Origin of the sequence: Kiloniella litopenaei, assembly GCF_000982415.1 — a bacterium.
Lineage (GTDB): Bacteria > Pseudomonadota > Alphaproteobacteria > Kiloniellales > Kiloniellaceae > Kiloniella > Kiloniella litopenaei.
In genome coordinates, this window is record NZ_LANI01000009.1 from 7501 (window position 1) to 30907 (window position 23407).

A 23407-nucleotide genomic window follows, 5' to 3' on the forward strand; every position below is an offset into this window, starting at 1 on the left:
AGTCCTGCTTTAAAGGCATTGAAAGCAGCGGTTGCGCCCCTGTTTTTTTGAATATTGCCCCAAGCAAGATAGGGTGCCAGTGAAGTGCTAAACTGTGCCGTTCAGCAAGTTTATCAACATCCATTGCGGCGAAATAGGCATAGGGGCTGGAGAAATCAAAATAAAAATCCAGCACCCTGTTCATGTGTCATCTTCCTGCAGGATCTGTCGACTGATAACCAAACGCTGTATATCAGATGTTCCTTCGTAAATTTGGCAAACCCGGACATCCCGGTAGATCCGCTCGACCTCATAATCACGAAGGTATCCATACCCACCGTGGATCTGGATTGCATCTGAACACACACGCTCTGCCATTTCAGAAGCAAAAAGCTTCGCCATGGAGGCCTCTTTCAAGCAAGGTTCGCCATTGTCCCGCAATCGCGCTGCCTCTAACACCATCAACTCTGCTGCCTGCAAAGATGTCGCCATGTCTGCCAAACGAAAAGCGACGGCCTGATGCTTGGCAATTTCCTTACCAAAGGTTTTACGCTCTTTGGCATAATTTTTTGCTAATCTATAGGCACTGCGCGCCATACCAATAGACTGTGAGGCGATACCAAGTCGGCCACCTTCTAGATTGGATAATGCAATCTTATATCCTTCACCTTCTGCGCCTAACAAATTATCTTTTGAGATTTTACAGTCTTCAAAAACCAGGTGCGCCGTATCCGAAGCGTGCTGGCCGAGCTTGTCTTCGATATTTGCACAGGAAAAACCCGGTGTTTTTGTGGGCACGATAAAGGCAGAAATACCCTTTTTGCCTGCGTCAGGATCAGTAACAGCAAAGACAACAGCAATGTCAGCATTTTTACCGGTCGAAATAAACTGCTTCGACCCGTTAAGGATATAGTGATCCCCCTCTTTTTTCGCCTTCATCTCTAACGCAGAAGCATCAGAACCTGCACTTGGTTCTGTTAGACAGAAACACCCCAGTAATTCACCAGATGCGAGCGGTTTAAGATAGGTTTCTTTTTGATCAGCTGTCCCGTAGTTCATAATAGGGGAACAAACCAATGAGTTCTGCACCGACATGATCGTCGAACAGGAACCATCACCAGCGGCAATTTCAATCAATGCCAACACATAGGAAATGTGATCTGTACCTGCCCCGCCATATTCCGGCGGTACCAGCATTCCCATAAATCCGAGTTCCCCGAGTGCATCAATTGCATTTCGGGGAAAAGTTGCTTCCTTGTCCCACTCTGCCGCAAAGGGCGCAAGCTGCTCACGTGCAAAGGATTGAGCTGTCTCGCGAATTAAAGTTTGTTCTTCGCTAAAACGTGATGACATAGAAGCACCTCTCTACCAGGGAATAATCGTCCCGTCATAATTAAAGAATTGTCCGGTTTGCTCGTGCGTTACCTTGCCGATGAGTTTCCGTAATCCGGATACTGACTTTGAAATTGTCAATGGAGCCTGTTCCCCCCCCATATCGGTTTGAACGTGACCGGGGTGAACACAAATCACTGTAACGCCCTGTTCCTTGAGATCAACGGCCAGACTTTTGGTTACAACGTTCAAAGCTGCTTTCGATGATCGATAAACATAGGCACCACCGCCTTCATTCTCGGCAACAGATCCCATTTTACTGGAAACGTTAACGATCAGCTTTCGTTCACTACCAGCGACATGTTCAATGAAATTTTCAACCATGCGCAAAGGTGCCATGGTGTTGACCTGAAAGGTATGCGCCCAGTCTTCATAATCAATTTCACCAAACCCAAGGCGAGGACCATAATATCCTGCATTGTTGATCAGGATATCAATCTTCTCATCAAGCATACCACGGGCAACACTTGCCACACGCAAACCGTCTGTTACGTCAAGCTTATGAATGCTGATATCACCTTCGATACCTTGCAGTCCCTTTGCTTTGTCCGGCTGACGACAGCAGGCATGAACCTTCCAACCATCAACGGCAAATGATTGCGCAAAAGCAAGTCCGATACCCTTGTTGGCACCTGTGATTAAGACACTTGGCACGTGGCCACCCCATAGTCTGTTATCCCGATGGACATATTATGTCCTTCGCGCACCTTACGCCTTTCCCATTTCCAGTCAACATATCGAAGGCTGATCAAACTTGCGTAATTAACCCTGATTTTGGAATTATCTATCATAAGAAGAATTGAACAGTGGGATATATATGCGAGACATTTCCAGTTAACCACTTGTATTTAAAGAAAACAAAAAGTTATTTTTGACTTTGTATAATGATTGAAGAAACGGACCTGACAATATTAGAGCAAGAATATTGCCGCCAAGCCCAAAAAGGCAAAAAACCCGATAACATCGGTAACTGTGGTCAAGAACACACTGGATGCCACAGCGGGATCAATATCAAATTTTTCCAAACCCAAAGGAATAAGCGTGCCACATAACCCCGCAACAACCATATTGATGATCATTGCCGCGCCAATAACCAAAGCCAAAGCGGCCTGATCAAACCACAGCCATGTAACAACCCCCGTAAGTAAGGCAAACAGAAATCCATTTATAACGCCAATGATAAGCTCTTTACCTATAAAGCGCGAAGCATTTGCTTCGGACAGATCCTTCATGGCGAGAGATCGCACCGCAACGGTCAATGTTTGCGTCCCCGCATTTCCGCCCATAGATGCCACAATGGGCATCAACACCGCCAGCGCAACAACCTTTTCAATCGTTGCATCAAACAAACTAATAACAATTGATGCCAAAACAGCGGTTAAAAGATTGACCCCAAGCCAGGTAAAGCGGGCTTTGGTTGTATCTGCCACATCCTCATAAAGATCCGGCTCGCTCACGCCCCCCATTTTCATAAGGTCATCGCCAGCTTCTTCATCAATAACGTCCACCACGTCATCAACCGTAATGACACCAACCAGACGACCGCTTTCTTCAACAACAGGTGCCGAGATCAAGCCGTATTGACGGAACATGTGTGCAACGTCCTCCTGATCAAGCTCAAGAGGAATAATACGCATATCATCGTCCATTACTTCGTCCAGGCGCACATGACGACGTGATCGCATAACCCGACTGGCCGGAACAAATCCGACAGGATGATGGCGGGGATCAACGACAAAGATATCATAGAAGTCATCTGGCAGATTATCGCTGACACGCATGTAATCAATTGTCTCGCCAATGGTCCATACTGATGGCACAGCAACGATTTCACGCTGCATCAGACGTCCGGCTGAATCTTCCGGATAGCTGAGGCTTTCTTCAATGACACGACGATATGCTTGGGGTAGAGCCGCCAGGATATGCATCCGGTGATCTTCATCAAGATCCTGAACCAGTTCGACAGCATCATCACTATCCAGTTCCTGAACCAGTTTAGCGATACCCTGTGGGCCGAGCCACTCTACAATTTCTTCGCGGATTGTTTCATCCAGATAGGGAAGAATTTCAGGATCAAACCCAGCCCCGATTACCTCCATCAGGCGATAGCGTTCATCCCGTCCCAGAATTTCAAGCAGGTCAGCGGTATCAGCCTCATGAAGACTTTCGACAAGGTCCTCAACATCTGAATCCCTGCTTTCTTCAAGCGCGTCCTCAACGGCGTGGATAAGGTCGGACGAAAGACCAAAATTTTCATCTTCTGCGAGATTTTGAAGATCATTATTATTTTTTGTATCTTCCATTATCTCTCCCTACTACCTGTATCCCTGATACTGCTTTAAATGACAATTGCCTGATTTTATGTACAGGAGGAACATTACCCTTTTATGCAATGTCCCTCCTTAAATACTTAATCAGGCTCAATAACTTTTCAGTGCTTAAACGTGTCAGGCGTTTATTTTTTTATTCGCCTTTCTCTATTCTGTGCATCAACTACCGCAACTGCGGTCATATTAACAACCCCTCTTCCTGTTACAGAAGGTGTTAAAATATGTGCTGGCTGCGCAGCACCAACCAGAATTGGCCCGACTGGCAAGCCATCTTCCACAGTTTTCATTAAATTAAAGGCAATATTTGCAGCATCGAGATTAGGGAAAATCAACAGGTTTGCAGGACCCGTTAAATTCGAGTTCGGGAATACTCTATGGCGAAGCTCAGGATCCAAAGCGGCATCCGCATGCATTTCTCCTTCGACCTCCAACTCTGGATCCATTTCCTCTATCAAAGAAAGAGCCTTGCGTACACGGCATGCTGATTCGCTATCCGAGCTACCAAAGTTAGAATGCGAAAGTAAAGCAACCCTTGGCTTAAGGCCAAAGCGACTGACATGCTTTGCAGCCAGAATTGTGGTTTCAGCCAACTGTTTAGATGTTGGTTCCTGTGTAACGTAAGTATCCGCCATAAAGTAAGTTCCACTTGGCATCAACATCAGGTTAATTGATGAAAAGTCAGAAATACCATCCTGCAACCCAAGAACCCCGCGAACGTGTTTAAGATGACGATGGTATCCCCCCGTCACACCACAGATCATGGCGTCGGCATCCCCACGATAAACAGCAAGCGCCGCAATAACTGTGTTCCGGGTACGCACGATAACCTTCGCAGTTTCAGGCGAAATCCCCTTGCGTTCCATCAGGCTATGATAAGTTGTCCAGTAATCGTTGTAACGGGGATCATCCTGTGGGTTAATGATCTCAAAGTCTTTTCCAACCTTGAGCTTAATCCCCACCTTGTCCATGCGCATCTGCACAACATCCGGGCGACCGACAACAACGGGTGTCGCAATTTTCTCATCCAAGGCAATCTGAACAGCCCGAAGAACGCGCTCGTCTTCCCCTTCGGCATAGATCACCCGCTTTGGATCTTTCTTAGCGCGCTCAAAGAGCGGCTTCATTACAAGACCAGAACGATAGACAAAACGTTTTAGCTTCTCGCAATAGGCTTCAAAATCTTCAATAGGACGACTGGCGACCCCTGTATCCATTGCAGCCTTGGCAACAGCCGGAGCAATAATAGAAATCAACCGTGGATCAAAGGGGCTGGGGATAATATATTCCGGGCCAAAGTTCTTGGCCTCACCGCCCATTGCCTTGATAACGATTTCATCCTGCTCTTCCATCGCAAGATCTGCAATGGCCTTCACACAGGCAACTTTCATCTCTTCGTTGATGGCTGTTGCCCCGACATCCAAGGCCCCCCGGAAGATATAGGGGAAACACAAAACATTATTGACCTGATTAGGATAGTCAGATCGTCCGGTTGCCATAATGGCATCATCACGAATTGCCTTGACTTCTTCGGGCATAATTTCCGGTGTCGGGTTTGCCAAGGCCATAATAACAGGATTTTTGGCCATGCGTTTCACATAGTCAGGCTTTAATACACCCGGTGCTGAAAGCCCAAGAAAAATATCAGCCCCGTCAATTACGTCCGACAAGGTCCGCGCGTCTGTTTTTTGGGCAAAAACTGACTTCCAGCGATCCATGAGTTTTTCCCGGCCTTCATAGACGACACCTTCGATATCTGTAACCCAGATATTTTTGCGATCAATCCCCAAAGAAACCAAAAGATTAAGACAGGCCAGTGCCGCGGCACCTGCACCAGAAGCAACCACTTTGACATCTTTTTTCTTTTTTTTCACAAGACGCAGGGCATTGTATATGGCCGCAGCAACAATAATGGCTGTACCGTGTTGATCATCATGAAAAACCGGAATGTTCATCTTTTCGCGCAACGCGTCTTCGACAATAAAACATTCTGGTGCTTTGATATCTTCCAGATTAATACCACCAAAAGTGGGCTCTAGCGCTGAAATGACATTAATCAGCTTGTCTGGATCAGTCTCATCAATTTCGATGTCAAAAACATCAATACCCGCAAACTTTTTGAAAAGAACCGCTTTTCCTTCCATAACAGGTTTCGAGGCAAGTGGACCAATCGCCCCAAGTCCCAAAACAGCTGTGCCATTGGATATCACGCCGACAAGGTTACCGCGTGAGGTCACGGTAGAAGCTTCGGCGGGGTCATCGACAATGACCTCACAGGCCGCGGCTACTCCGGGGGAATAGGCCAAGGCCAGATCACGTTGGTTACCAAGAGGCTTGGTTGCGGAAATTTCAAGTTTTCCAGGTGTTGGGTAGCGGTGATAGAATAATGCAGCGTCGCGCAGGTCTTGCGTCATAAAGTTTATTGCTCCTTGGGGCAGTCGATGCCTTATATATAAATCGGGAACGGCTCGTTCCTGCCAATGACGGTCTTGACAGTGTGGCGCATAAAAGCGACACCCTGACGCGATTAAAACATAGCAATCCATGCGATGCCATAGATAGGATGAGTAAAACCGTGAAAAATTTCCCAACGCTCCCAACGGCACACCCGAATGAGGGGCAAGAGGGTAAAGGTGACAATGAGAAAAAGGTCTCTTTGGACATGCCGGGAATCGAATGGCGCATTACGGAAAACCACGTCACCTATCCTGATGCCCTTAGCTTTATGGAGGACCGCGTGGGAAAGATTTTCAAAAAAGAATCCCCGCAAACCGTTTGGCTGTTGGAACACCCGCCCCTCTACACTGCGGGCACATCAGCTGATAAAGAAGACCTGATCGATCCTGATCGTTTTCCCGTCTATGATGCTGGCCGTGGGGGGCAATATACCTATCATGGACCGGGACAACGTGTTGCCTATGTGATGATCGACCTTAATCAATACGATAAAGATGTTCGCAAGTTTGTATATAATCTGGAAGAATGGATCATACGTACACTTGCAAAATTCAATGTCAAAGGTGAACGACGCGAAGGTCGTGTCGGAATCTGGATCGACCGCGGAAATGGCCGTGAAGACAAGATCGCGGCAATTGGTGTCCGTGTAAGAAAATGGATCACCTTTCACGGCATTGCCATTAATCTTGATCCTGATTTATCGCATTTCGAAGGTATTGTCCCCTGTGGGATCAATCAACATGGGGTGACATCACTGGTTGATCTTGGGCTTTGTGTATCCATGGAAGATCTTGATGTGGCGATGAAAGAAACCTTCTATGAGGTTTTTGACCCGGTTTCCTCGTAAATCCGGGTTCCGAGTAATGATTCCCGCGTTCAGAGCTATTTTATTTGGCGGAAATCATCAACATCATCAAGAGGGGAATTATCCTCGGTCACATCAATGGACTCGACTGAAGCAAGTTGAGGGCCATCATGGCAGGCTTTGATCAAAGCATCGATGGAACTTTCATCACCCTGTGCTACGGCCTCAACCTGACCTGACATCAAGTTCCGGACCCAGCCTTTCAGCCCTAACTTAGTGGCGGTCTCTACTGTCCAGCCTCTATACCATACCCCCTGAACACGCCCTGTTATAAGCAGACGTACCTGTTGATCAGCCATTGAACATATTCCCTGTATCTCCTCTGAAAGCTTAAAGCTTGTTATCTTTATCATAATTCACCAAAAAATCGACAAAGGCTCGAACCCTTCGAGGCAGATGCTTTTTAGCTGGTCGAACTAAATAAAGAGAAAGTTCCGGTAGCTCCCATTCAAATTCAAATGGAACGAGTTCTCCAGAATTAAGCGACATTTCACATACCGTCTTGGGTAAAAGCGCAATTCCCTCTCCTTTTATGGCGAGGCATTTAGACAGTTCAAAGTTTTTTGTCGAAATAAATGCTTCAACAGAAACAAAATCCAGCTCTTTTGCGAGACCTGTTGGATCGAGTAGAGGATTCACTTTTAGAACATCAGAGAGAGATCGGGCCTTAGACTTTGCAGCTATATCTGGGCTCGTGACAAAAACCATTTCTCCGGCAGATATCTTGCGTGCAACAAGACTGTCACTTCCAGGATTTTTTCCCCTAAAAGCCAAATCAATATTCTCTGAAACCATATCCAACGTATTGTCGGTTACAATAACATCAAAGACCACGTCGGGGTGAAGCGCGTTAAATTCACACAGCAAAGAAGCCAGATATTCCTTTGGCAAATCTATGGGCACTGTCAGACGGATCAGTCCCTTTAAGACCTCCTTGTCCTGAAATTCTTCTTCAATAGATTTAAGTGTATCCATTGCTTCGAAACAACGATCGTAATAACGCTGGCCCTCATGGGTGAGGGATACCTTACGGGTTGTGCGTGTTAGGAGCGCAACATTCAAGCTTTCTTCCAGGGCTTGAATACGGGCGCTTACTGTCGAACGAGGGACCATCAGAAGCTTACTGGCTTTTGTAAAGCTCTCAGTCTTGGCCACTTCAAGGAAAGTTTGAATTTGAATAAATGATACCATTGTACAATTTTATTAAATAATTAATTCAAAACTATCCGACTATTTTAACCAGATTTCATTTTGTAAAGTCAATCCGTAACCAATCAAATTTTCTATCAGGTAAAGCTATGGATCGTCGTAATTTTTTGAGAGTTAGCCTCTTTGCAGCAGGGGCAGCCCCTCTCCCTATTTCGCAAGCAACAGCAAAGGGTGAAGTGTCCCCTTTGCACACACAATCGGATCTGAAGATTTCCTGGCTGGGCAGCGCAACACTTTTGATACAATTCAACGGATTTAACATTCTGACAGATCCCTGTTTCGGCGGTGGAGATCAGGCCTTTGAGATGGGTAACCCCAACGAAAAGTTTGATCTAGCAAAAGGCCCGAACATCATCCATCACAAACGCCTAAGTAAAACACCAGACGTTCAGGACCTTCGTATCAACCAAATCATTCTAAGTCATGGACACGAAGATCACTTCGATCAAAAAGCACAGGAAAATTTAGAAAAATCTATTCCCTTTATCTCTCCCCCTCATGATCTTAACAGAGTAAAAGAAGCAGGCTTCACACAAGTGGCTCCTCTTGACTGGGGTGAGAGCAGGACAATCAAGCTGGCTAATAGTGCAATTAAAATTACTGCTATTCCAGCCTACCATTCGGAAAACCCCGAAATCGCAAAGATCCTTGGCAAGGGCAACGGGTATTATTTTGAGTTTGATCATGGGGACTGGCAGCGCACAGTCTATTGGACGGGAGATACTTTTGGTACAAAGGCTGTAGTGGAAGCCCTTGAGGCCTTTAAACAGCCGGATCTTATGATTCCTCATATGGGGGGCGTAGGTACAACCGGCCCCTTGGGAAAAATCAGTATGGAAGCAGAGGATCTTTTGCCCTTTGTGGAAAAGGTTAAGCCCATGAAAGTTCTTCCAATCCATCATTCAACCTACGAGCTTTATCTGGAAAAGATCAGTAAATTGGCACTGAAAAACGATGACAACCTATTTGATATGGATTTGATTTCCGAAGGAAGTACGCTTTCTATATCCTAACGTGATAACCGTTATTTTACTTATAAAACAATCCACTAAGCAACACATTTGAAAACCAGAAATAGTAGTAACAACAAACAAAAATGGGGGGTAAACATTGTAGTTTGCCTCCCGCTTCCCTATCTCTATTGACAGCTTGGGGAGGCTCTTAATGTTAGATACTGGTTTAGTTGAAAAATTGACAACACTCGACCCTATGTCAAATTCTTGGCGTACGGGCACCATTGAGGTTGGGGAAACCCATCCCGGTGATTGCGTATTTTCGACCACACAACTGACGCTAAACTTTATGCTCTCCCCGGTTAAGAAGCGTCATGATTCCGGTAATCTAGCTGAATATGATATTGGTCAAGGCTGGATGGTTCCGGCAGGCATTAACCTTCGCTGTGGTTACGAGACCTCCTCACGTAGTTTGCGTCTAACCCTCCCCCTGACCACTTTACGGGACGTGCTGCCCGAAGGACAAGCCATTCCCGACCTTCCGATCACATGTCTGGAAGATCCCAGCTTCTTGCATATGGTCTTAAACCTTTATCATGCCAGTCAAGAAGACGACGCCTATTCAGCACTCTATCGGGATACCATGACCATGGCGCTTGCGGCGCATCTTTATCGTGCTTACGGGCGCGTGGAAGAAAGCGTTACACACAACAGTGACCCACGTATAAAAAGGGTGCTGGAATATATAGAGGATAACCTCGATCAAGCGATGACACTGGATGAATTGTCAGCTGTGGCAGCAATGAGCAAATATCACTTTGCCAAAATGTTTAAGGATCTGACCAGCCTTCCACCCCATCGCTATGTAGCTGAACGTCGGGTTGAACGCGCGAAAAACCTTTTGATGACTTCCAAGGTTTCTACCGCAGAGATTGCCTATCAAGTTGGTTATAACAGTCAAAGTAACTTTACCCAGATTTTTAGACGTTTAACTGGCGTTACACCGGCAAAGTTCAGGGAAGTACGGGTTTAATAACCCTTTCCCAAGAATTTGATAAACAATCCCAAGAACCGATCTATCAAGATTACCTGACGTTTCCTAATTTAAATACCTAGCCTCCCACAAGAGCGAGGCCTTAATGCAGAAATTGTCAGGATACCAACCATGATTACTTTCACACTCAACAACGAAACGCGCTCGGTTGATGCCGATCCCGATACCCCCTTATTATGGGTTATCAGGGACGAAATAGGCCTAACAGGAACGAAATTCGGATGTGGTGCCGGTCTATGCGGTGCCTGTACAGTTCATCTTGATGGCGAACCAGTACGATCATGCCAGACACTTATTAGTGACATTGAAAATCAAAATATTACGACGATTGAAGGTATTGACGGGAAAGCCGCCAAGGCCGTTCAAACGGCTTGGGAAGACATCCAGGTTCCTCAATGTGGATACTGCCAGTCTGGACAGATTATGTCAGCCACCTCTTTGCTATCACAAAATCCCAAACCAAGTGACGAACAGATTGATGAAGCCATGAATGGCAATGTCTGTCGTTGTGCCACCTATGTACGTATCCGAAAAGCCATTCATCATGCTTCTGATCTGATGGAGGCCTAAAAAATGACAAAAGAACAATTAATAAATTCCAGCCGTCGTACATTCCTCAAATCTGCAGTTGTAACCACCGGGTTACTTGTTGGTTTTCATATTACGGGAAAGAGTGTTGTTGCCGCCCCCAAAAGCCAGACATTTTCACCAAATGCCTTTGTGCGCATTGGCACCGATAACCTGGTTACTGTGATCGCAAAACATATAGAGTTTGGACAGGGAAGTCATACCGGACTTGCCACAATCCTTGCCGAAGAACTGGATGCCAGTTGGGATCAGATCCGTATTGAATCAGCCCCGGCAGATGCAAACAAATACAATAATCTGCTATGGGGGTCCTTTCAGGGAACAGGTGGGTCAACAGCCATCGCAAATTCATGGATGCAGCTTCGTGAAGCTGGTGCAAAAGCCCGTGCATTACTGGTACAGGCCGCCAGTAGCGAATGGAATGTTCCTGTATCAGAAATTACTGTTTCCGATGGCATCGTAAAACATGAAAAATCAGAGAGACAGCAAGCCTTTGGCGCACTTGCTGAAAAAGCAGCCCAACAACCAGCCCCGGAACAAATTACACTAAAAACACCCGATCAATTCAAACTGATCGGACATAAAGTCAATCGTAAAGATATCGGCCCAAAAACCAATGGCACAGCAATCTTTACCCTTGATATAAGCCGGCCTGGAATGGTTGTAGCCGTTGTAAAACGCCCCCCACGGTTTGGCGGGCAGGTTAAATCATTTGATGATACTGACGCCAAAGACATCAAAGGTTATGTCGGATCAGTTACAATCCCCCGTGGTGTTGCCGTTATGGCAAAAAACACATGGGCGGCGATAAAAGCACGCGAAGCAATTACAGTTGACTGGGACGACAGCCAGGCTGAAATGCGTGGCACAGAACAGATAATGGCTGAATATCGTCAACTGGCCGAAACACCGGGCTTGCCAGCACGCACCGACGGAGATGCCCTGGCGGCTATTGCAGAGGCAAACCAGATACTTGAAGTCAGTTATGATTTTCCATTTCTTGCCCACGCACCAATGGAAACACTGGATTGTGTGATAGAGCAGACAGATCAAGGTGTCGAGGTCTGGACCGGATCGCAAATCCCAACGGGTGATCAACATACTGTCGCAACCATCCTTGGACTAAAACCTGAGCAAGTTACAATTCATTCCCAACTTGCGGGCGGAAGCTTTGGGCGCCGTGCAACCTCTGATTCAGATATGGTTTCAGAAGCGGCTATGATCCTCAAAGCGACCAAGGGTAACGTCCCTGTAAAGGTCGTGTGGACCCGGGAAGATGATATCCAAGGCGGCAGATACCGCCCGGCATATCATCACAAACTCAAAGCCGGGCTTGATGATCAGGGAAATATAACGGGATGGCAGCATTCAATCGTTGGACAATCCATTGTGTCCGGAACAGCATTTGAAGCTTTTCTCATTAAAGAAGGTATTGATGCTACGTCTGTAGAAGGGGCAACCAACCTTCCGTACACCATCCCGAATATATCTGTTGACCTGACAACAACCGATTCAAAGATACCTGTTCTCTGGTGGCGGTCCGTCGGCTCGACACACACAGCCTATTCCACAGAAACCTTTATTGATCAGCTGGCAAACAAAGCAGGCAAAGATCCCCTTGAATTTCGACGTGCCATGTTGAAAAATCACCCCCGTCATCTTGCCGCGCTTAATCTGGTTGCTGAAAAAGCAGCATGGGGAAGCCCGATTGCCGAGGGGCGTTATCGGGGTGTTGCCGTTCATGAAAGCTTCAGTTCAGTGGTTGCCCAGATCGCAGAAATCAGCTTTGATAATGACGGATTGCTAAAAGTCGAAAAGGTTTGGTGTGCCGTAGATTGCGGGGTCGTTGTTAATCCTGATATTGTCAAGGCACAGATGGAAGGTGGAATTGGCTTTGGTCTAGGGGCCGTTCTGCGTAATTCTGTCACTCTGGATGAAGGTATCGTTGATCAATCCAACTTCCATGATTACGAACCTCTTCGTATAGAAGATATGCCAGAGGTCGCCGTTTATATTGTTCCAAGCGAGGCAGCACCTACTGGTGTCGGCGAACCCGGTGTGCCGCCAATTGGCCCCGCCGTAGCAAACGCGATTTTTGCAGCAAAAGGTCAAATGGTTACCAAGCTGCCCTTTAGCGAAGGCATGCCTGATTTGGTATAACTTTTAAGCAAGACCATAGAACCAAACAAGCCGGGACAAAGAACATTGCCCCGGCTTGTTTTTATTTGGATAGAATGACCTGAACCAAGAGTAAATCAATATCCAGTCTTGTGTACCTTATGACGCAATTTCATAGGGTGTTTGCAGTGCGTTATTTGCCGATCTGGCAATTGATTCTGAATCCAGACCAAAATGACGATACAAATCGCCAATGGTGCCTGTTTGACCAAAGTGCTCTACACCCAGAGGAATTGTGCGATGTCCGCCAACAGCGCCGAGCCATGACAGAGTTGCCGGATGACCATCAATCACCGTCAGCACGACACAGTGCTTTGGCAAACGGGAAAAGAGCTGTTCAACATGGCTGGTGGCCTGACGGTTGCCGCGACTGCGATCCCGTTGCGCTGCGGTCCAGCCCGCATTCAACCGATCAGCTGATGTGACGGCAAGAACACCGACATCACGATTATGCTGCGATAGCTTGCCCGCGGCATCAATGGCTTCATTGGCAACGGCCCCCTGATACACAATGACCAGTTCACAGTTTGGTCCCGGTTTGCGCATCCAATAGGCACCATCAATAACGCCCTGTTCAAAATCCGCGTTTGACCTTTGGCCTGGCTGTTCCAGTGGATTTGTCGTCAAGCGAAGATAAACGGATCCACCCGTTTCATCCCGAAGCCAGGTTCGCTCATCCGGCTCACCTTCGCCATCACGCTGCATATAGTCAAAAGCCCATTGCATGATGATTGCCAACTCATCCACAAAAGCAGGTTCAAAGGCTGCCAAACCATCCTGAGACATACCAATCAAAGGAGATCCGATGGACTGGTGCGCGCCCCCTTCCGGTGCCAGTGTGATACCGGATGGCGTACCGACGATCATGAAACGTGCATCCTGATAACAGGCATAGTTCAGGGCATCCAAGCCCCTGGCAACGAAGGGGTCATAAACGGTGCCGATTGGTAACAGGCGCTTCCCATAAAGCGAGTGCGACAAACCCGCAGCCCCCAGAAGCAGAAAAAGGTTCATTTCTGCAATACCAAGTTCAATATGCTGGCCTTCGGGGGTAAATTCCCATTTTGCGGTGGACGGAATTTTCTCGTTAATGAAGGTGTCGCTCTGCTCACTGCGGGCAAAGAGCTTACGACGATTAACCCAGGGACCAAGGTTTGTTGTTCCCGTCACATCAGGTGAGGTGGTTACAATACGCTGTGCAAGCTCGGAATTCCCTTTGGATAGGTCATCCAGGATTTTACCAAACCCCATCTGGGTCGATATCTCGCGATCACTTGCCAACTCAATTTTTGGAACCTCGACAGGCGTATCGGAATAGCGACGCATCCCCTTGGCAAAGAAAGGCGTTTTATCCAGAAACTCCTGTAGTCCTCTAACATCTGCAACAGCGGCGAACTTCTCCCACTCCTGTCCTTCCGGCACGCCCATATGCGCTTGCCACTCTGTCATTTGGGGCTTGTTCATCAGCCCACCGTGATTGTCCTTGTGCCCGGCAATAGGTGTCCCCCACCCCTTGATGGTGTAGGCCAGGAAGCAAACGGGTCTGTCATGATCAATGGCATCAAAAGTTTCCGCCATGGTCTGAACGCAGTTGCCGCCCAGATTTTCCATCAATTCGGCCAGTTCGTCATCGCTGCGTTTGTTGATCAGGGCCGTAACATCCCCTTGGTCGCCCAAAGCATCCATCAGGCGTTCGCGCCAAACTTTGCCCCCCATGTATGTCAGGGCTGAATAAAGCTGGTTCGGGCAATTATCAATCCAGTCTTTGAGCTTCTCGCCGCCCGGTTCTTCAAAAGCAGCTCGTTGCAGGTGACCATACTTGACCCGAACAACATCCCAGCCAAAGGCATCAAAAATCTGCTCTATGCGCTGGAATAAACCTTCGCGCACAATACCATCAAGGGATTGACGGTTGTAATCAATAATCCACCAGGTATTGCGCAAATCATTTTTCCACCCTTCCTGCAGGGTTTCATAAATATTGCCTTCATCCAGTTCCGCATCACCAACAAGCGCAACCATGCGTCCAAGTGGAAGGTCTTGGCCCCATGACTTTGCCTGAATGTAATCCTGCACCAGAGACGCAAAAGAGGTTATCGCAACCCCCAAACCAACAGAACCTGTAGAAAAATCAACATCATCAATGTCTTTTGTTCTAGAAGGATAGGACTGAACGCCTTTGTATCCTCTGAAATTTTGCATCTTTTCGAGGGTCTGATTTCCCATCAGATATTGCATCGCGTGGAAAATAGGTGATGCATGAGGTTTCACAGCCACACGGTCTTCGGGTTTCAGGGCAGAGAAATAAAGCGCCGTCATGATCGAGACCATAGAGGCCGAAGATGCCTGATGCCCGCCGACCTTGATACCATCTTCCTTGGGTCGCAGATGATTGGCGTTATGGATCATCCAATGCGAAAGCCACAGCAATCGTTGCTCGATCGTTTTCAGATGATTAATTTTTATCTGGCTCGCCTTATCAGACACGATGCCCTCCTCCCAATGCGTAAAAGTCAGGAAACAATAAAACAGCTCCAAATAATATTACTCACAGCAAACAGCTTAAGAAAAAAAGTTACCAAAATTAACATTATTTGGGGCAAAAATATTGTTCGATTAGAAAACGTACCATCTAAACAAAAGCGATATCTTGCTATTTACACCTTATTTGATTTATGAATTGGATGAATCTAACATTTTTTAGGATTTTTTAGTGGCTTCACCTAATCTAGATGACATTGACATTCGAATCTTACGCGAACTTAGAAAAGATGGGCGGATCACGGCTGCCGAACTCAGCCAGCGGGTTGGCCTGAGTGTAACCCCTGTTATCAGGCGGCTTAAACACCTTGAGAACACGGGGATTATTACAGGATATGTTGCGCTAATTGACGAAGTTGCCCTTGGCTATGAAATGTCCGTCTTTGTGTCTGTCAAACTGGACAAACAAATAGATGCAGCCATCGAAAATTTCGAAACAGAAATGCTAAAATTTCCAGAGGTCGTCGATTGCTGGCTGATGACAGGACACAGAGACTATCTGTTACGTATCGCCATAACAGGTTTAAAAGAGTTTGAAGCCCTGATGATTGAAAGGCTTGTCAAAATCAACGGCGTTGCATCCATCGAATCATCTATTCCGATACGGCGGGTAAAATCCGGTATTTCCAGAACGCCGTAACCCATTCCAGTCTGCAAACCCAGCCAGTCTGTAAACCCAGATAGTATAAAGGCTGATATCCAGAACATATCAGCCTTTATTCCTGCCAATATTAATTAGCGTTTTTGATCATAGATTTTTGCCAGTTTCAGTTCCTGTTCGATAGAAGCAAAAGAACTCGCAACTGACAGGTCACCTTTGTTATCAAAGCGATAGGAAGCTTTCCTCAAAAAACGCCCCTTTCGATTGCGTGAAATGATCGGTTTCCGAGCAGAGTCCTGTTCCGCCCACAAGACTCTGCTTCGTGGATTTAAAGTCTGCATTTCAAAATCCAGTATCAATCTTCTATCAGGAATAAATAGGGAAACGATTACAGAGGCTTGCAACCTGTTCCTTAGATTTTTGGATAGTCGTTTCTTCTTTCTCGGTACCCGCGGCCAAAATCATTTCACTGATCAACTGCCCCAGTTCGAAAAATTCAGTTTCCTTCATGCCCCGTGTTGTTGCCGCACTCACACCAAGACGCAATCCAACCCAGTCAGCCGGGCGTTTGCTATCAAAGGGGATCGGGTTTTTGTTTGACGTAATATCAGCGCGCTCCAAAAGCCTTTCAATCGCTTGTCCGGTCTTTTTCTGTGCGTTGAGATCAAGCAGAACAATATGCGTGTCGGTGCCGCCAGAGACAAGATTGATCCCCTTGCCCAAAAGCGTCTCAGCCAGCGTATGGGCATTATTCTTTATTTGTCGCGCATAGGATTTGTACTCGGGCTGTAAAGCTTCGCCCAGACAAACTGCTTTTGCTGCCAGAACCTGCGTATGGATAGATCCTTGGACACCTGGGAAAACCGCAGCCTGAAGTTTCTTTTCATAGTCTGTGGATTTAGAGAGAATAATCCCCCCGCGTGGTCCACGCAGTGTTTTGGTGGTTGTACAGGTGACAAGATCGGCATGGGGGATCGGACTTGGGTGAACACCGCCAGCAACCAAACCGGCAAAGTGCGCCATATCCACATGGAAAAGGGCCTCTACTTTTTTGGCAATAGCCGCCATACGCTCAAAATCAATCTCTCTGGGATAGGCAGATCCCCCTGTGATTAACAGTTGGGGACGAATTTCCAGCGCTAGAGCTTCCAGCTTGTCATAGTCAATCTGTCCTGTTTCTCGCTCTACACCATAGTGATGTGCTTCAAACCACCGACCAGACAGATTAGCCCCCAGGCCATGGCTTAAATGACCACCCGCGGCAAGATCGAGGCTCAAAACCTTGTCACCGGGTTTGAGTAGGGTAAAGAAAACAGCCAGATTGGCCTGACTGCCGGAATGAGGCTGAACATTTGCATAGGCACAGTTAAATAGCTCTTTAGCCCGATCAATTGCGGCCTGTTCGACAACATCGACATAACGACCACCGCCATGGAAACGCGCGCCCGGGTAACCTTCTAGCGTTTTGTTCGTCATCTCATGCCCCAGGGCATCAAGAACCGCACGACTGACAATATTCTCAGATGCAATCAATTCAATCTGGTCTTGTTGACGGGCTTTTTCATTTTGCAAAGCCTCGGCAATTAACGGGTCAGTCGCTGAAACGGGGGCGTCAAAATACACTGACATCTGAAATATTCCCTATAAAAGTATGCGCCAGCCCAAACCAACAGGCTTGATTACAATAGAGAAGTTCAAACAAAACCTCTGTTCAAATTCGCTTTCCCGAAGCTGGCGCAGTTAAGTTACTGTCTCTTGAGGACCCCTTGATGATTGCGCGAATTCAATAGACGCCGCAAATCAGTTTTGCTATATCTTAGGCCTAGAAAAACTGAGTCTTAAATATTATGGCTGTTGCCCCACCCCGTCCGCAAATTCCTCCCCTGAACTCTCTCCGTGCCTTTGAAGCAGCGGCCCGACTTGGTGGTTTTTCGCTGGCTGCAGACGAGCTTTGTGTGACACCCGGTGCTGTGGCGCAGCACGTAAAATCACTGGAAGCATGGGTCGGCGCTGACCTTTTCATCCGCAGATCGCAAGGAGTTGAGCTGACCGAGCTGGGGCAAAACGTCCTTTCAGAGTTCAGTGCCGCTTTTGATCAATTGGGCCTCGCGGTTCAAACACTGCGATCACAGGCAACCCCCAAACACATCCGAATTGCCGCTTTACCCAGCATTGCTCAGCTGTGGCTCTCTCCCAAATTGCCTTCTGTTCGGGAAGCTGCTTCCGATCTCACCATCTCGGTCACTGCAATGGAAAAGGAACCCAATCTTCAGCGTGAACCTTTTGATTTAAGTATTTTCTATCAAGATAATCTGAACAGCCCAAAAGACACTTTTTCCACCACATACGAAGTTTGCAAGGATATCATTTTTCCCGTCTGCTCGCCGCAAGTTGCAAAACGGCTGAAGGTTCCTGAAGATCTGGAAAAAGAGCTTTGCCTGCACGACGCCTCTTGGGCAGAAGACTGGACAAAATGGGTTGCCTGTGCCCTCCCCCATACGCCGTTAAACACAGACGGATCTGTTTTCTCGCTCTATGGTCTTGCGATTGAAGAAGCCCGTAATGGTGCAGGCATTATGATGGGGCATCAGGCACTGGTTGAGCATCATCTGGAAAACGGCAGTCTAGTCGCACCTTTTGACACATCACTTACACTGGACCGTGCACTGGTCATCGCGACGGCGCAATCAGCCAGGAATAACCCCTATCTGGAATTAATTATCACAACACTTCTGGGTAAATAGGTCGAACAACAAAGCCCCTCTGGATGGTAACAAAGCGGCTTGGCTCTGTGTCTACCGGGTTTGTTTTTAAAGGTTCCAGAAAGTGTCATATTTATGCAATGGCCAGTAAGTAATCGTAAGGCATTCAACAATGATAAAGCCGACACTGATCAAGGCTGTCGTGCGTTCAGGAGTGCAACATGATTGAAAATAAAAACGAAGACCTTTCTTTTGATGAATTTGATGAAATCACAAATCCCGGCCCTGATGTAACCGGATTTGAACAGGTTGTAGAAAAGGCCATGTCTCGCCGTAATTTTCTTGGCGGTGGCTTGGCCATCGGGGCATCTGCCTTTGTTTTGGGATCAACTGCCTTGACACCTTTTAATGCAAAGGCGGCAAGCAGTTTTGATTTTGAACCTATTCCCGCAAACTCTTTGGACACTGTCACAGTGCCAAAAGGCTATTCATGGCAGGTTGTAACCCAATGGGGGGACGAGCTTTGGTCCAAATCTATCCCTTTTGATCACAAAACACGCGGCACAGGTGAAAGCCAGGAACTCGCCATTGGTGATAACAACGATGGCATGTCACTCTTTACCATTGATGGACACCATCTGCTGGTTTCCAACAATGAATACACAAACCGCAGCATTATGTATGACAACCGCGAGAGCAAGTTGCCGGAAACAGCAGATGATATCCGCAAAGGCAAAGCCGCTCATGGCGTTACAGTCGTAGAAATCAAACAAGACGGCAAAAAATGGAACATCGTAAAGGATTCCAAATATAACCGCCGCATTACCGCGGACTCCCCTATGGAAATTTCGGGTCCGGCACGCGGTCATGATTTGCTGAAGACATCAGCCGATCCATCCGGTACACAGTCACTCGGGACATGGAACAACTGTGGAAATGGTCGTACACCCTGGGGCACCTATCTCGCATGTGAAGAAAACTTCAACGGTTATTTTTCCAGCAGCGATGAAAACTATGCGCCAAGTGATGAACTGAAACGCTATGGCGTCAAGAATGAAGACTGGGGCTACGCCTGGGCCAAAGAAGATGAACGTTTTGACATCAGCAAGAACCCGAATGAACCAAACAGAGCGGGCTATGTTGTTGAAATAGATCCAAGTGATCCGACATCAACACCGAAAAAGCGCACTGCTCTGGGGCGTTTCAAGCACGAAAATGCAGAAGTCGTTGTTAATAAAGACGGCCATGTTGTGGTTTATATGGGGGACGATGAGCGTGGAGAGTTTATCTATCGCTTTGTCTCTAAAGGAAAGTTTGCAGAAGGCGGCGACAATACCGATCTTCTGGATGAAGGCCAGCTCTACGTTGCAAAGTTCAACGATGACCAAAGTGGCGAATGGCTGGAACTTTCCCCTGCAACAACGGGCATGAAGTCTCAGGCTGAAGTTTGTATTCACGCACGGATTGCGGCCTCAAAGGTTGGTGCAACCACAATGGATCGCCCGGAATGGGTCGCATCGCACCCCAAGAAGGCAGAGATCTACTGTGCTTTAACCAACAACAAAAATCGCGGCAAGAAACCAAATGCCGGTGGTGACGAAACACCTGTCACAGGTCCGAACCCCCGCGCTGCGAACCTCTATGGTCAAATCGTTCGCTGGAGACCCCAGGACGAAAATCATACGTCGAATGCTTTTTCCTGGGATCTATTTGTGATGGCGGGCAACCCCACTGTTCACAATGATGCTTACGCGGGTTCAAAAAATATTGACGCCCACAATATGTTCAACTCACCTGATGGTATTTCGTTCGATAACAACGGAAAACTCTGGATCCAGACAGACGGCAAGTATTCCAACAAAGATGACTTCGCCGGTATGGGGAATAACCAGATGTTGATCGGGGATACCGAAACCGGGGAAATTCAACGTTTCCTTGTGGGTCCAAAAGAATGCGAAGTGACAGGCATTACCTGGAGCGAAGACCGCAAAACAGTCTTTGTTGGCATTCAACACCCGGGCGAAAAAGGGGACAGTACCTTCCCCGGTGGTGAAGGAACAGCACCACGTTCCGTTATCGTTGCAGTCACCAAAGATGATGGGACCGTTATTGGTTAGATTCTATTGATTGTATTCAATCATTAAAAGTTTATCTGAAATTAACGGGAAGATTTTTCTTCCCGTTAATTTGTTTTACAACAGAACAAAACACCACTTTAGGTTTTGTAAACACTTTAAAGCTATCCTTGAACGTGATTAATCAGGAATAAAGGCTATGAAGTTTTACATCAAATTATTCTCATTAATTTTTGCAGCCGTCATTTCGGCCGAAGCACATACAGCCAGTAAAACGATTCAAACACTTGGCTTGGTTAACTTGCCTAAATCAGATGACTTGGCAGCCAAAGTCATAAATGAAATAATTCAAACAAAAATCAAACCTATCTCTCAACAAGAAAGTATTATTACTGCCATTAAGCAACAAAACATCGAGTTTACGGATATTCATGAGATAAAAATAATCGCTATGGATAAGAAATGGCGATTGGAAACTGAGAAATTAGGCTCCTCCCCAATTAATCACCCATTAATAAAAAAACTACTCGATAGAACTGCGTCAAAAAAACTTCGTTCAATTAAAGAGAAACAAAGAGGTCTTTTCACCGAAATCATTGTAACAGACAACAAAGGTCTAAACGTTGCAATTAGCGATATTACTTCTGATTACTGGCAGGGTGATGAAGACAAATGGCAAAAAACCTTCAAAGTAGGTCCAGAAGCCATCTTTATTGATGAGCCAGATTTAGACGAATCAACGCAAGCCTTTCAATTACAGGTCAGTATTACAATCAACGACCCCCATAATAATCAGAGCATTGGAAGTCTTACTGTTGGGCTAGACTTAGATCTGCTCGAACTTCTTCTCGAAGATGAAGTTGAGGTATCCAGTTTCAACAACAGGAACTTACTTAATGAATGAGCAAAAAATTAATCGTTCAAAATTTTTTTGGAACGTTAGTCGTAAAGTATGTTTTTTAGCTATAACTGGTACAACACTTTGCTTTGCATTGCTTACATATATCAACTGGCAAGTCGAAAAAGAAAGAATTTACCAGATCGTGATTGATAATGCCGTAATCAAAACAGAGTTATTGGCATCGCAAATTGTCGGCGGAGTACGATGGAAAAAACCTGAAGCAATATGGCGCCCCTTTAATAGTCTAAAGGCAAACAACTCAATATCAAATTTTAACATTCATGTATTTGATAATAGCGGCAATCAGCTAATTGAGCATGAAGAACTAAAACAACACAATAATGCGTGGGATATTAGCGTTTTTTTATCGCAGGACGAAGTTAAAACCGAATATATTAAAAACCACGATAATACTTTAACAGTTATCACACCGATAAAAAACACCCGAGATACAATTTTTGGCACTCTTGTGATGGGCTGGAGTCTTGAACAAGCAGAAAATTATCAACAGCAGAGTTTACTGGAAGAACTGTATGTCTTTCTCGCCTTCACAATCATCTCTGTATCTTTTTTATTTCTTATTATTAACAAGAAAGTTGGTAAGGTTCTAAAACAACTCAGCCATGAAATGGTTTTGGTTACTGAAAATAAGCATAAACCTGGTAGCGATCTTTTATCGCGAAAGGATGAGTTTGGCTTAATGGCCAATGCTTTGGAAGTGTTTAAAAAAAACACGGACAACCTGAAAAAAATCGAAGAAAAGCTTATTGAAAAAACTCTTCAGCTAGAAAGCACGTTACAAAAAGAACTTAAGCAAAATGCACTTCAACGTGACTTCATATCCATGACTTCCCACGAATTTCGCACCCCCCTCGCCATCATTGACAGTAGTGTCCAAAGAATTGAACGGCGGATGGATAAACTTGACAAAGAACAACTGCAAAGACGAATTCATAAGATCAAAGTAGCCACTCAGCGTATGCTCACCTTAATTGACAGTACGCTAAGTGCATCTAGGATTGAAGCTGGTGAAGTAGAAATCGAACTCGGTCCCGTTGATCTTGCGGGTTTGGTTGCACAACTTTGTATTAGTCACGACGATATCGCAGACAAACACACAATTACCTATAACGTAGAACAACTGCCCAGAAACATGATCGCTGACTTTTCAAAGCTATCACAGGTTTTCACTAATCTCTTATCTAACGCCATAAAATATTCACCGGATGCTTCCGAAGTTATTGTTAATGGTTTTCTCGAAAACAATCGGGCAACCATCACCATACAAGATTTTGGGATTGGTATTTCGCAAGAAGATTGGGACAACATCTTTGAGCGTTATTATCGGTCAAGTAATACAACAGGTATTTCAGGAACAGGTATTGGTCTTTGTCTAGTCCAAACCCTTTTGGAATTACAAGGCGGTGTCATCTCGGTAGAGAGTGAAGTTAACCAAGGATCTACCTTTAAGGTCCAGATGCCAGTTAATCCACCAGGAGATAAAACGGCAGAAATAATTGAGGTCCCCCTTAGCTCTCAAAAAAACAAACCGTCACTTGATGACATTATGGATGCACTCTGATTA

General features: G+C 46.1%; 20 protein-coding genes (1 of these 20 cut by a window edge). 10 read left to right on the plus strand and 10 right to left on the minus strand.

What is annotated here, in order from left to right:
• The 5 genes from WH95_RS10310 to WH95_RS10330 all read right to left on the minus strand — a co-directional run.
• On the minus strand, positions 1 to 184 hold the beginning of the coding sequence (locus tag WH95_RS10310; protein ID WP_046506587.1) for a 2-hydroxychromene-2-carboxylate isomerase. 419 nt of this gene lie to the left of the window's left edge; 184 of the gene's 603 nt are visible here — the first part of the coding sequence; the start codon lies at positions 182 to 184; its stop codon lies beyond the left edge, outside the window.
• Positions 181 to 1332 carry an acyl-CoA dehydrogenase family protein gene (locus tag WH95_RS10315; protein ID WP_046506589.1) on the minus strand — a complete coding sequence of 384 codons (1152 nt, stop codon included), beginning with the start codon at positions 1330 to 1332 and terminating at the stop codon, positions 181 to 183. Before WH95_RS10315 ends, WH95_RS10310 begins: the two co-directional genes overlap by 4 nt.
• Before the next feature lie 12 nt (positions 1333 to 1344).
• Positions 1345 to 2025 carry an SDR family oxidoreductase gene (locus tag WH95_RS10320; RefSeq protein ID WP_046506592.1) on the minus strand — a complete coding sequence of 227 codons (681 nt, stop codon included), beginning with the start codon at positions 2023 to 2025 and terminating at the stop codon, positions 1345 to 1347.
• A 257-nt stretch (positions 2026 to 2282) separates the two neighbouring features.
• Positions 2283 to 3674, minus strand: a complete 1392-nt coding sequence (gene mgtE, locus WH95_RS10325) for a magnesium transporter (protein ID WP_046506595.1) — start codon at positions 3672 to 3674, stop codon at positions 2283 to 2285.
• A 152-nt stretch (positions 3675 to 3826) separates the two neighbouring features.
• The gene (locus WH95_RS10330; RefSeq protein WP_046506597.1) at positions 3827 to 6112 is read right to left on the minus strand and encodes an NADP-dependent malic enzyme; all 2286 of its coding nucleotides are present in this window, start codon (positions 6110 to 6112) and stop codon (positions 3827 to 3829) included.
• Between the two features lie 242 nt (positions 6113 to 6354).
• On the opposite strand from WH95_RS10330, the gene lipB reads away from it, so the two are divergent.
• Positions 6355 to 7002: a lipoyl(octanoyl) transferase LipB gene (gene lipB / locus WH95_RS10335; RefSeq protein WP_281174829.1), complete on the plus strand. Its 648-nt coding sequence runs from the start codon at positions 6355 to 6357 to the stop codon at positions 7000 to 7002.
• A 35-nt stretch (positions 7003 to 7037) separates the two neighbouring features.
• Here the strand turns inward: lipB and WH95_RS10340 are convergent, their stop codons facing one another.
• Both WH95_RS10340 and WH95_RS10345 read right to left on the minus strand, forming a co-directional pair.
• Positions 7038 to 7319, minus strand: a complete 282-nt coding sequence (locus WH95_RS10340) for an acylphosphatase (RefSeq protein ID WP_046506600.1) — start codon at positions 7317 to 7319, stop codon at positions 7038 to 7040.
• A gap of 31 nt (positions 7320 to 7350) precedes the next feature.
• Entirely contained in the window at positions 7351 to 8211 is an 861-nt protein-coding gene (locus WH95_RS10345) for a LysR family transcriptional regulator (RefSeq protein ID WP_046506602.1), read from the minus strand.
• A 107-nt stretch (positions 8212 to 8318) separates the two neighbouring features.
• Here WH95_RS10345 and WH95_RS10350 point away from each other — a divergent pair, with 107 nt between their 5' ends.
• The 4 genes from WH95_RS10350 to WH95_RS10365 all read left to right on the plus strand — a co-directional run bounded on the left by WH95_RS10350 (position 8319) and on the right by WH95_RS10365 (position 12984).
• On the plus strand, positions 8319 to 9242 hold the full coding sequence (locus WH95_RS10350) for an MBL fold metallo-hydrolase (protein WP_046506605.1): 924 nt from the start codon (positions 8319 to 8321) through the stop codon (positions 9240 to 9242).
• 151 nt (positions 9243 to 9393) lie between these two features.
• On the plus strand, positions 9394 to 10215 hold the full coding sequence (locus WH95_RS20570; RefSeq protein WP_052741930.1) for an AraC family transcriptional regulator: 822 nt from the start codon (positions 9394 to 9396) through the stop codon (positions 10213 to 10215).
• A 132-nt stretch (positions 10216 to 10347) separates the two neighbouring features.
• A complete protein-coding gene (locus tag WH95_RS10360) occupies positions 10348 to 10806 on the plus strand; it encodes a (2Fe-2S)-binding protein (protein WP_046506608.1) in 459 nt (152 codons plus the stop codon).
• Between the two features lie 3 nt (positions 10807 to 10809).
• Positions 10810 to 12984, plus strand: coding sequence for a xanthine dehydrogenase family protein molybdopterin-binding subunit (locus tag WH95_RS10365; RefSeq protein ID WP_046506610.1), 2175 nt, complete (start codon positions 10810 to 10812; stop codon positions 12982 to 12984).
• A 117-nt stretch (positions 12985 to 13101) separates the two neighbouring features.
• Here WH95_RS10365 and WH95_RS10370 read toward each other — a convergent pair whose 3' ends face one another.
• Positions 13102 to 15489 (minus strand): transketolase-like TK C-terminal-containing protein, encoded by a 2388-nt coding sequence (locus tag WH95_RS10370; RefSeq protein WP_204247764.1) that lies wholly within the window; start codon positions 15487 to 15489, stop codon positions 13102 to 13104.
• A gap of 226 nt (positions 15490 to 15715) precedes the next feature.
• Here WH95_RS10370 and WH95_RS10375 point away from each other — a divergent pair, with 226 nt between their 5' ends.
• Positions 15716 to 16183 (plus strand): Lrp/AsnC family transcriptional regulator, encoded by a 468-nt coding sequence (locus WH95_RS10375; protein ID WP_046506613.1) that lies wholly within the window; start codon positions 15716 to 15718, stop codon positions 16181 to 16183.
• 95 nt (positions 16184 to 16278) lie between these two features.
• Here the strand turns inward: WH95_RS10375 and WH95_RS10380 are convergent, their stop codons facing one another.
• A complete protein-coding gene (locus tag WH95_RS10380; protein WP_046506616.1) occupies positions 16279 to 16485 on the minus strand; it encodes a hypothetical protein in 207 nt (68 codons plus the stop codon).
• Positions 16486 to 16510: 25 nt separating this feature from the next.
• Positions 16511 to 17773: a serine hydroxymethyltransferase gene (locus WH95_RS10385; RefSeq protein ID WP_046506618.1), complete on the minus strand. Its 1263-nt coding sequence runs from the start codon at positions 17771 to 17773 to the stop codon at positions 16511 to 16513.
• 218 nt (positions 17774 to 17991) lie between these two features.
• Between WH95_RS10385 and WH95_RS10390 the strand changes: the two genes are divergently transcribed.
• The 4 genes from WH95_RS10390 to WH95_RS20575 all read left to right on the plus strand — a co-directional run bounded on the left by WH95_RS10390 (position 17992) and on the right by WH95_RS20575 (position 23404).
• Entirely contained in the window at positions 17992 to 18888 is an 897-nt protein-coding gene (locus WH95_RS10390; RefSeq protein ID WP_046506621.1) for a LysR family transcriptional regulator, read from the plus strand.
• 179 nt (positions 18889 to 19067) lie between these two features.
• The gene (locus WH95_RS10395; RefSeq protein WP_046506624.1) at positions 19068 to 20963 is read left to right on the plus strand and encodes a PhoX family protein; all 1896 of its coding nucleotides are present in this window, start codon (positions 19068 to 19070) and stop codon (positions 20961 to 20963) included.
• A 157-nt stretch (positions 20964 to 21120) separates the two neighbouring features.
• The gene (locus tag WH95_RS10400) at positions 21121 to 21825 is read left to right on the plus strand and encodes a hypothetical protein (RefSeq protein WP_052741931.1); all 705 of its coding nucleotides are present in this window, start codon (positions 21121 to 21123) and stop codon (positions 21823 to 21825) included.
• Positions 21818 to 23404, plus strand: coding sequence for a HAMP domain-containing sensor histidine kinase (locus WH95_RS20575; protein WP_052741932.1), 1587 nt, complete (start codon positions 21818 to 21820; stop codon positions 23402 to 23404). Before WH95_RS10400 ends, WH95_RS20575 begins: the two co-directional genes overlap by 8 nt.
• Positions 23405 to 23407 lie beyond the last annotated feature (3 nt).

What these genes read in the sequence shown, in the direction of transcription:
- WH95_RS10315 (WP_046506589.1), bottom strand. Translation starts at nt 1,332, where the DNA reads ATGTCATCACGTTTTAGCGAAGAACAAACTTTAATTCGCGAGACAGCT.
- mgtE (WP_046506595.1), bottom strand. Translation starts at nt 3,674, where the DNA reads ATGGAAGATACAAAAAATAATAATGATCTTCAAAATCTCGCAGAAGAT.
- WH95_RS10330 (WP_046506597.1), bottom strand. Translation starts at nt 6,112, where the DNA reads ATGACGCAAGACCTGCGCGACGCTGCATTATTCTATCACCGCTACCCA.
- WH95_RS10340 (WP_046506600.1), bottom strand. Translation starts at nt 7,319, where the DNA reads ATGGCTGATCAACAGGTACGTCTGCTTATAACAGGGCGTGTTCAGGGG.
- WH95_RS10345 (WP_046506602.1), bottom strand. Translation starts at nt 8,211, where the DNA reads ATGGTATCATTTATTCAAATTCAAACTTTCCTTGAAGTGGCCAAGACT.
- WH95_RS10350 (WP_046506605.1), top strand. Translation starts at nt 8,319, where the DNA reads ATGGATCGTCGTAATTTTTTGAGAGTTAGCCTCTTTGCAGCAGGGGCA.
- WH95_RS20570 (WP_052741930.1), top strand. Translation starts at nt 9,394, where the DNA reads ATGTTAGATACTGGTTTAGTTGAAAAATTGACAACACTCGACCCTATG.
- WH95_RS10360 (WP_046506608.1), top strand. Translation starts at nt 10,348, where the DNA reads ATGATTACTTTCACACTCAACAACGAAACGCGCTCGGTTGATGCCGAT.
- WH95_RS10365 (WP_046506610.1), top strand. Translation starts at nt 10,810, where the DNA reads ATGACAAAAGAACAATTAATAAATTCCAGCCGTCGTACATTCCTCAAA.
- WH95_RS10380 (WP_046506616.1), bottom strand. Translation starts at nt 16,485, where the DNA reads ATGCAGACTTTAAATCCACGAAGCAGAGTCTTGTGGGCGGAACAGGAC.
- WH95_RS10385 (WP_046506618.1), bottom strand. Translation starts at nt 17,773, where the DNA reads ATGTCAGTGTATTTTGACGCCCCCGTTTCAGCGACTGACCCGTTAATT.
- WH95_RS10390 (WP_046506621.1), top strand. Translation starts at nt 17,992, where the DNA reads ATGGCTGTTGCCCCACCCCGTCCGCAAATTCCTCCCCTGAACTCTCTC.
- WH95_RS10395 (WP_046506624.1), top strand. Translation starts at nt 19,068, where the DNA reads ATGATTGAAAATAAAAACGAAGACCTTTCTTTTGATGAATTTGATGAA.
- WH95_RS10400 (WP_052741931.1), top strand. Translation starts at nt 21,121, where the DNA reads ATGAAGTTTTACATCAAATTATTCTCATTAATTTTTGCAGCCGTCATT.
- WH95_RS20575 (WP_052741932.1), top strand. Translation starts at nt 21,818, where the DNA reads ATGAATGAGCAAAAAATTAATCGTTCAAAATTTTTTTGGAACGTTAGT.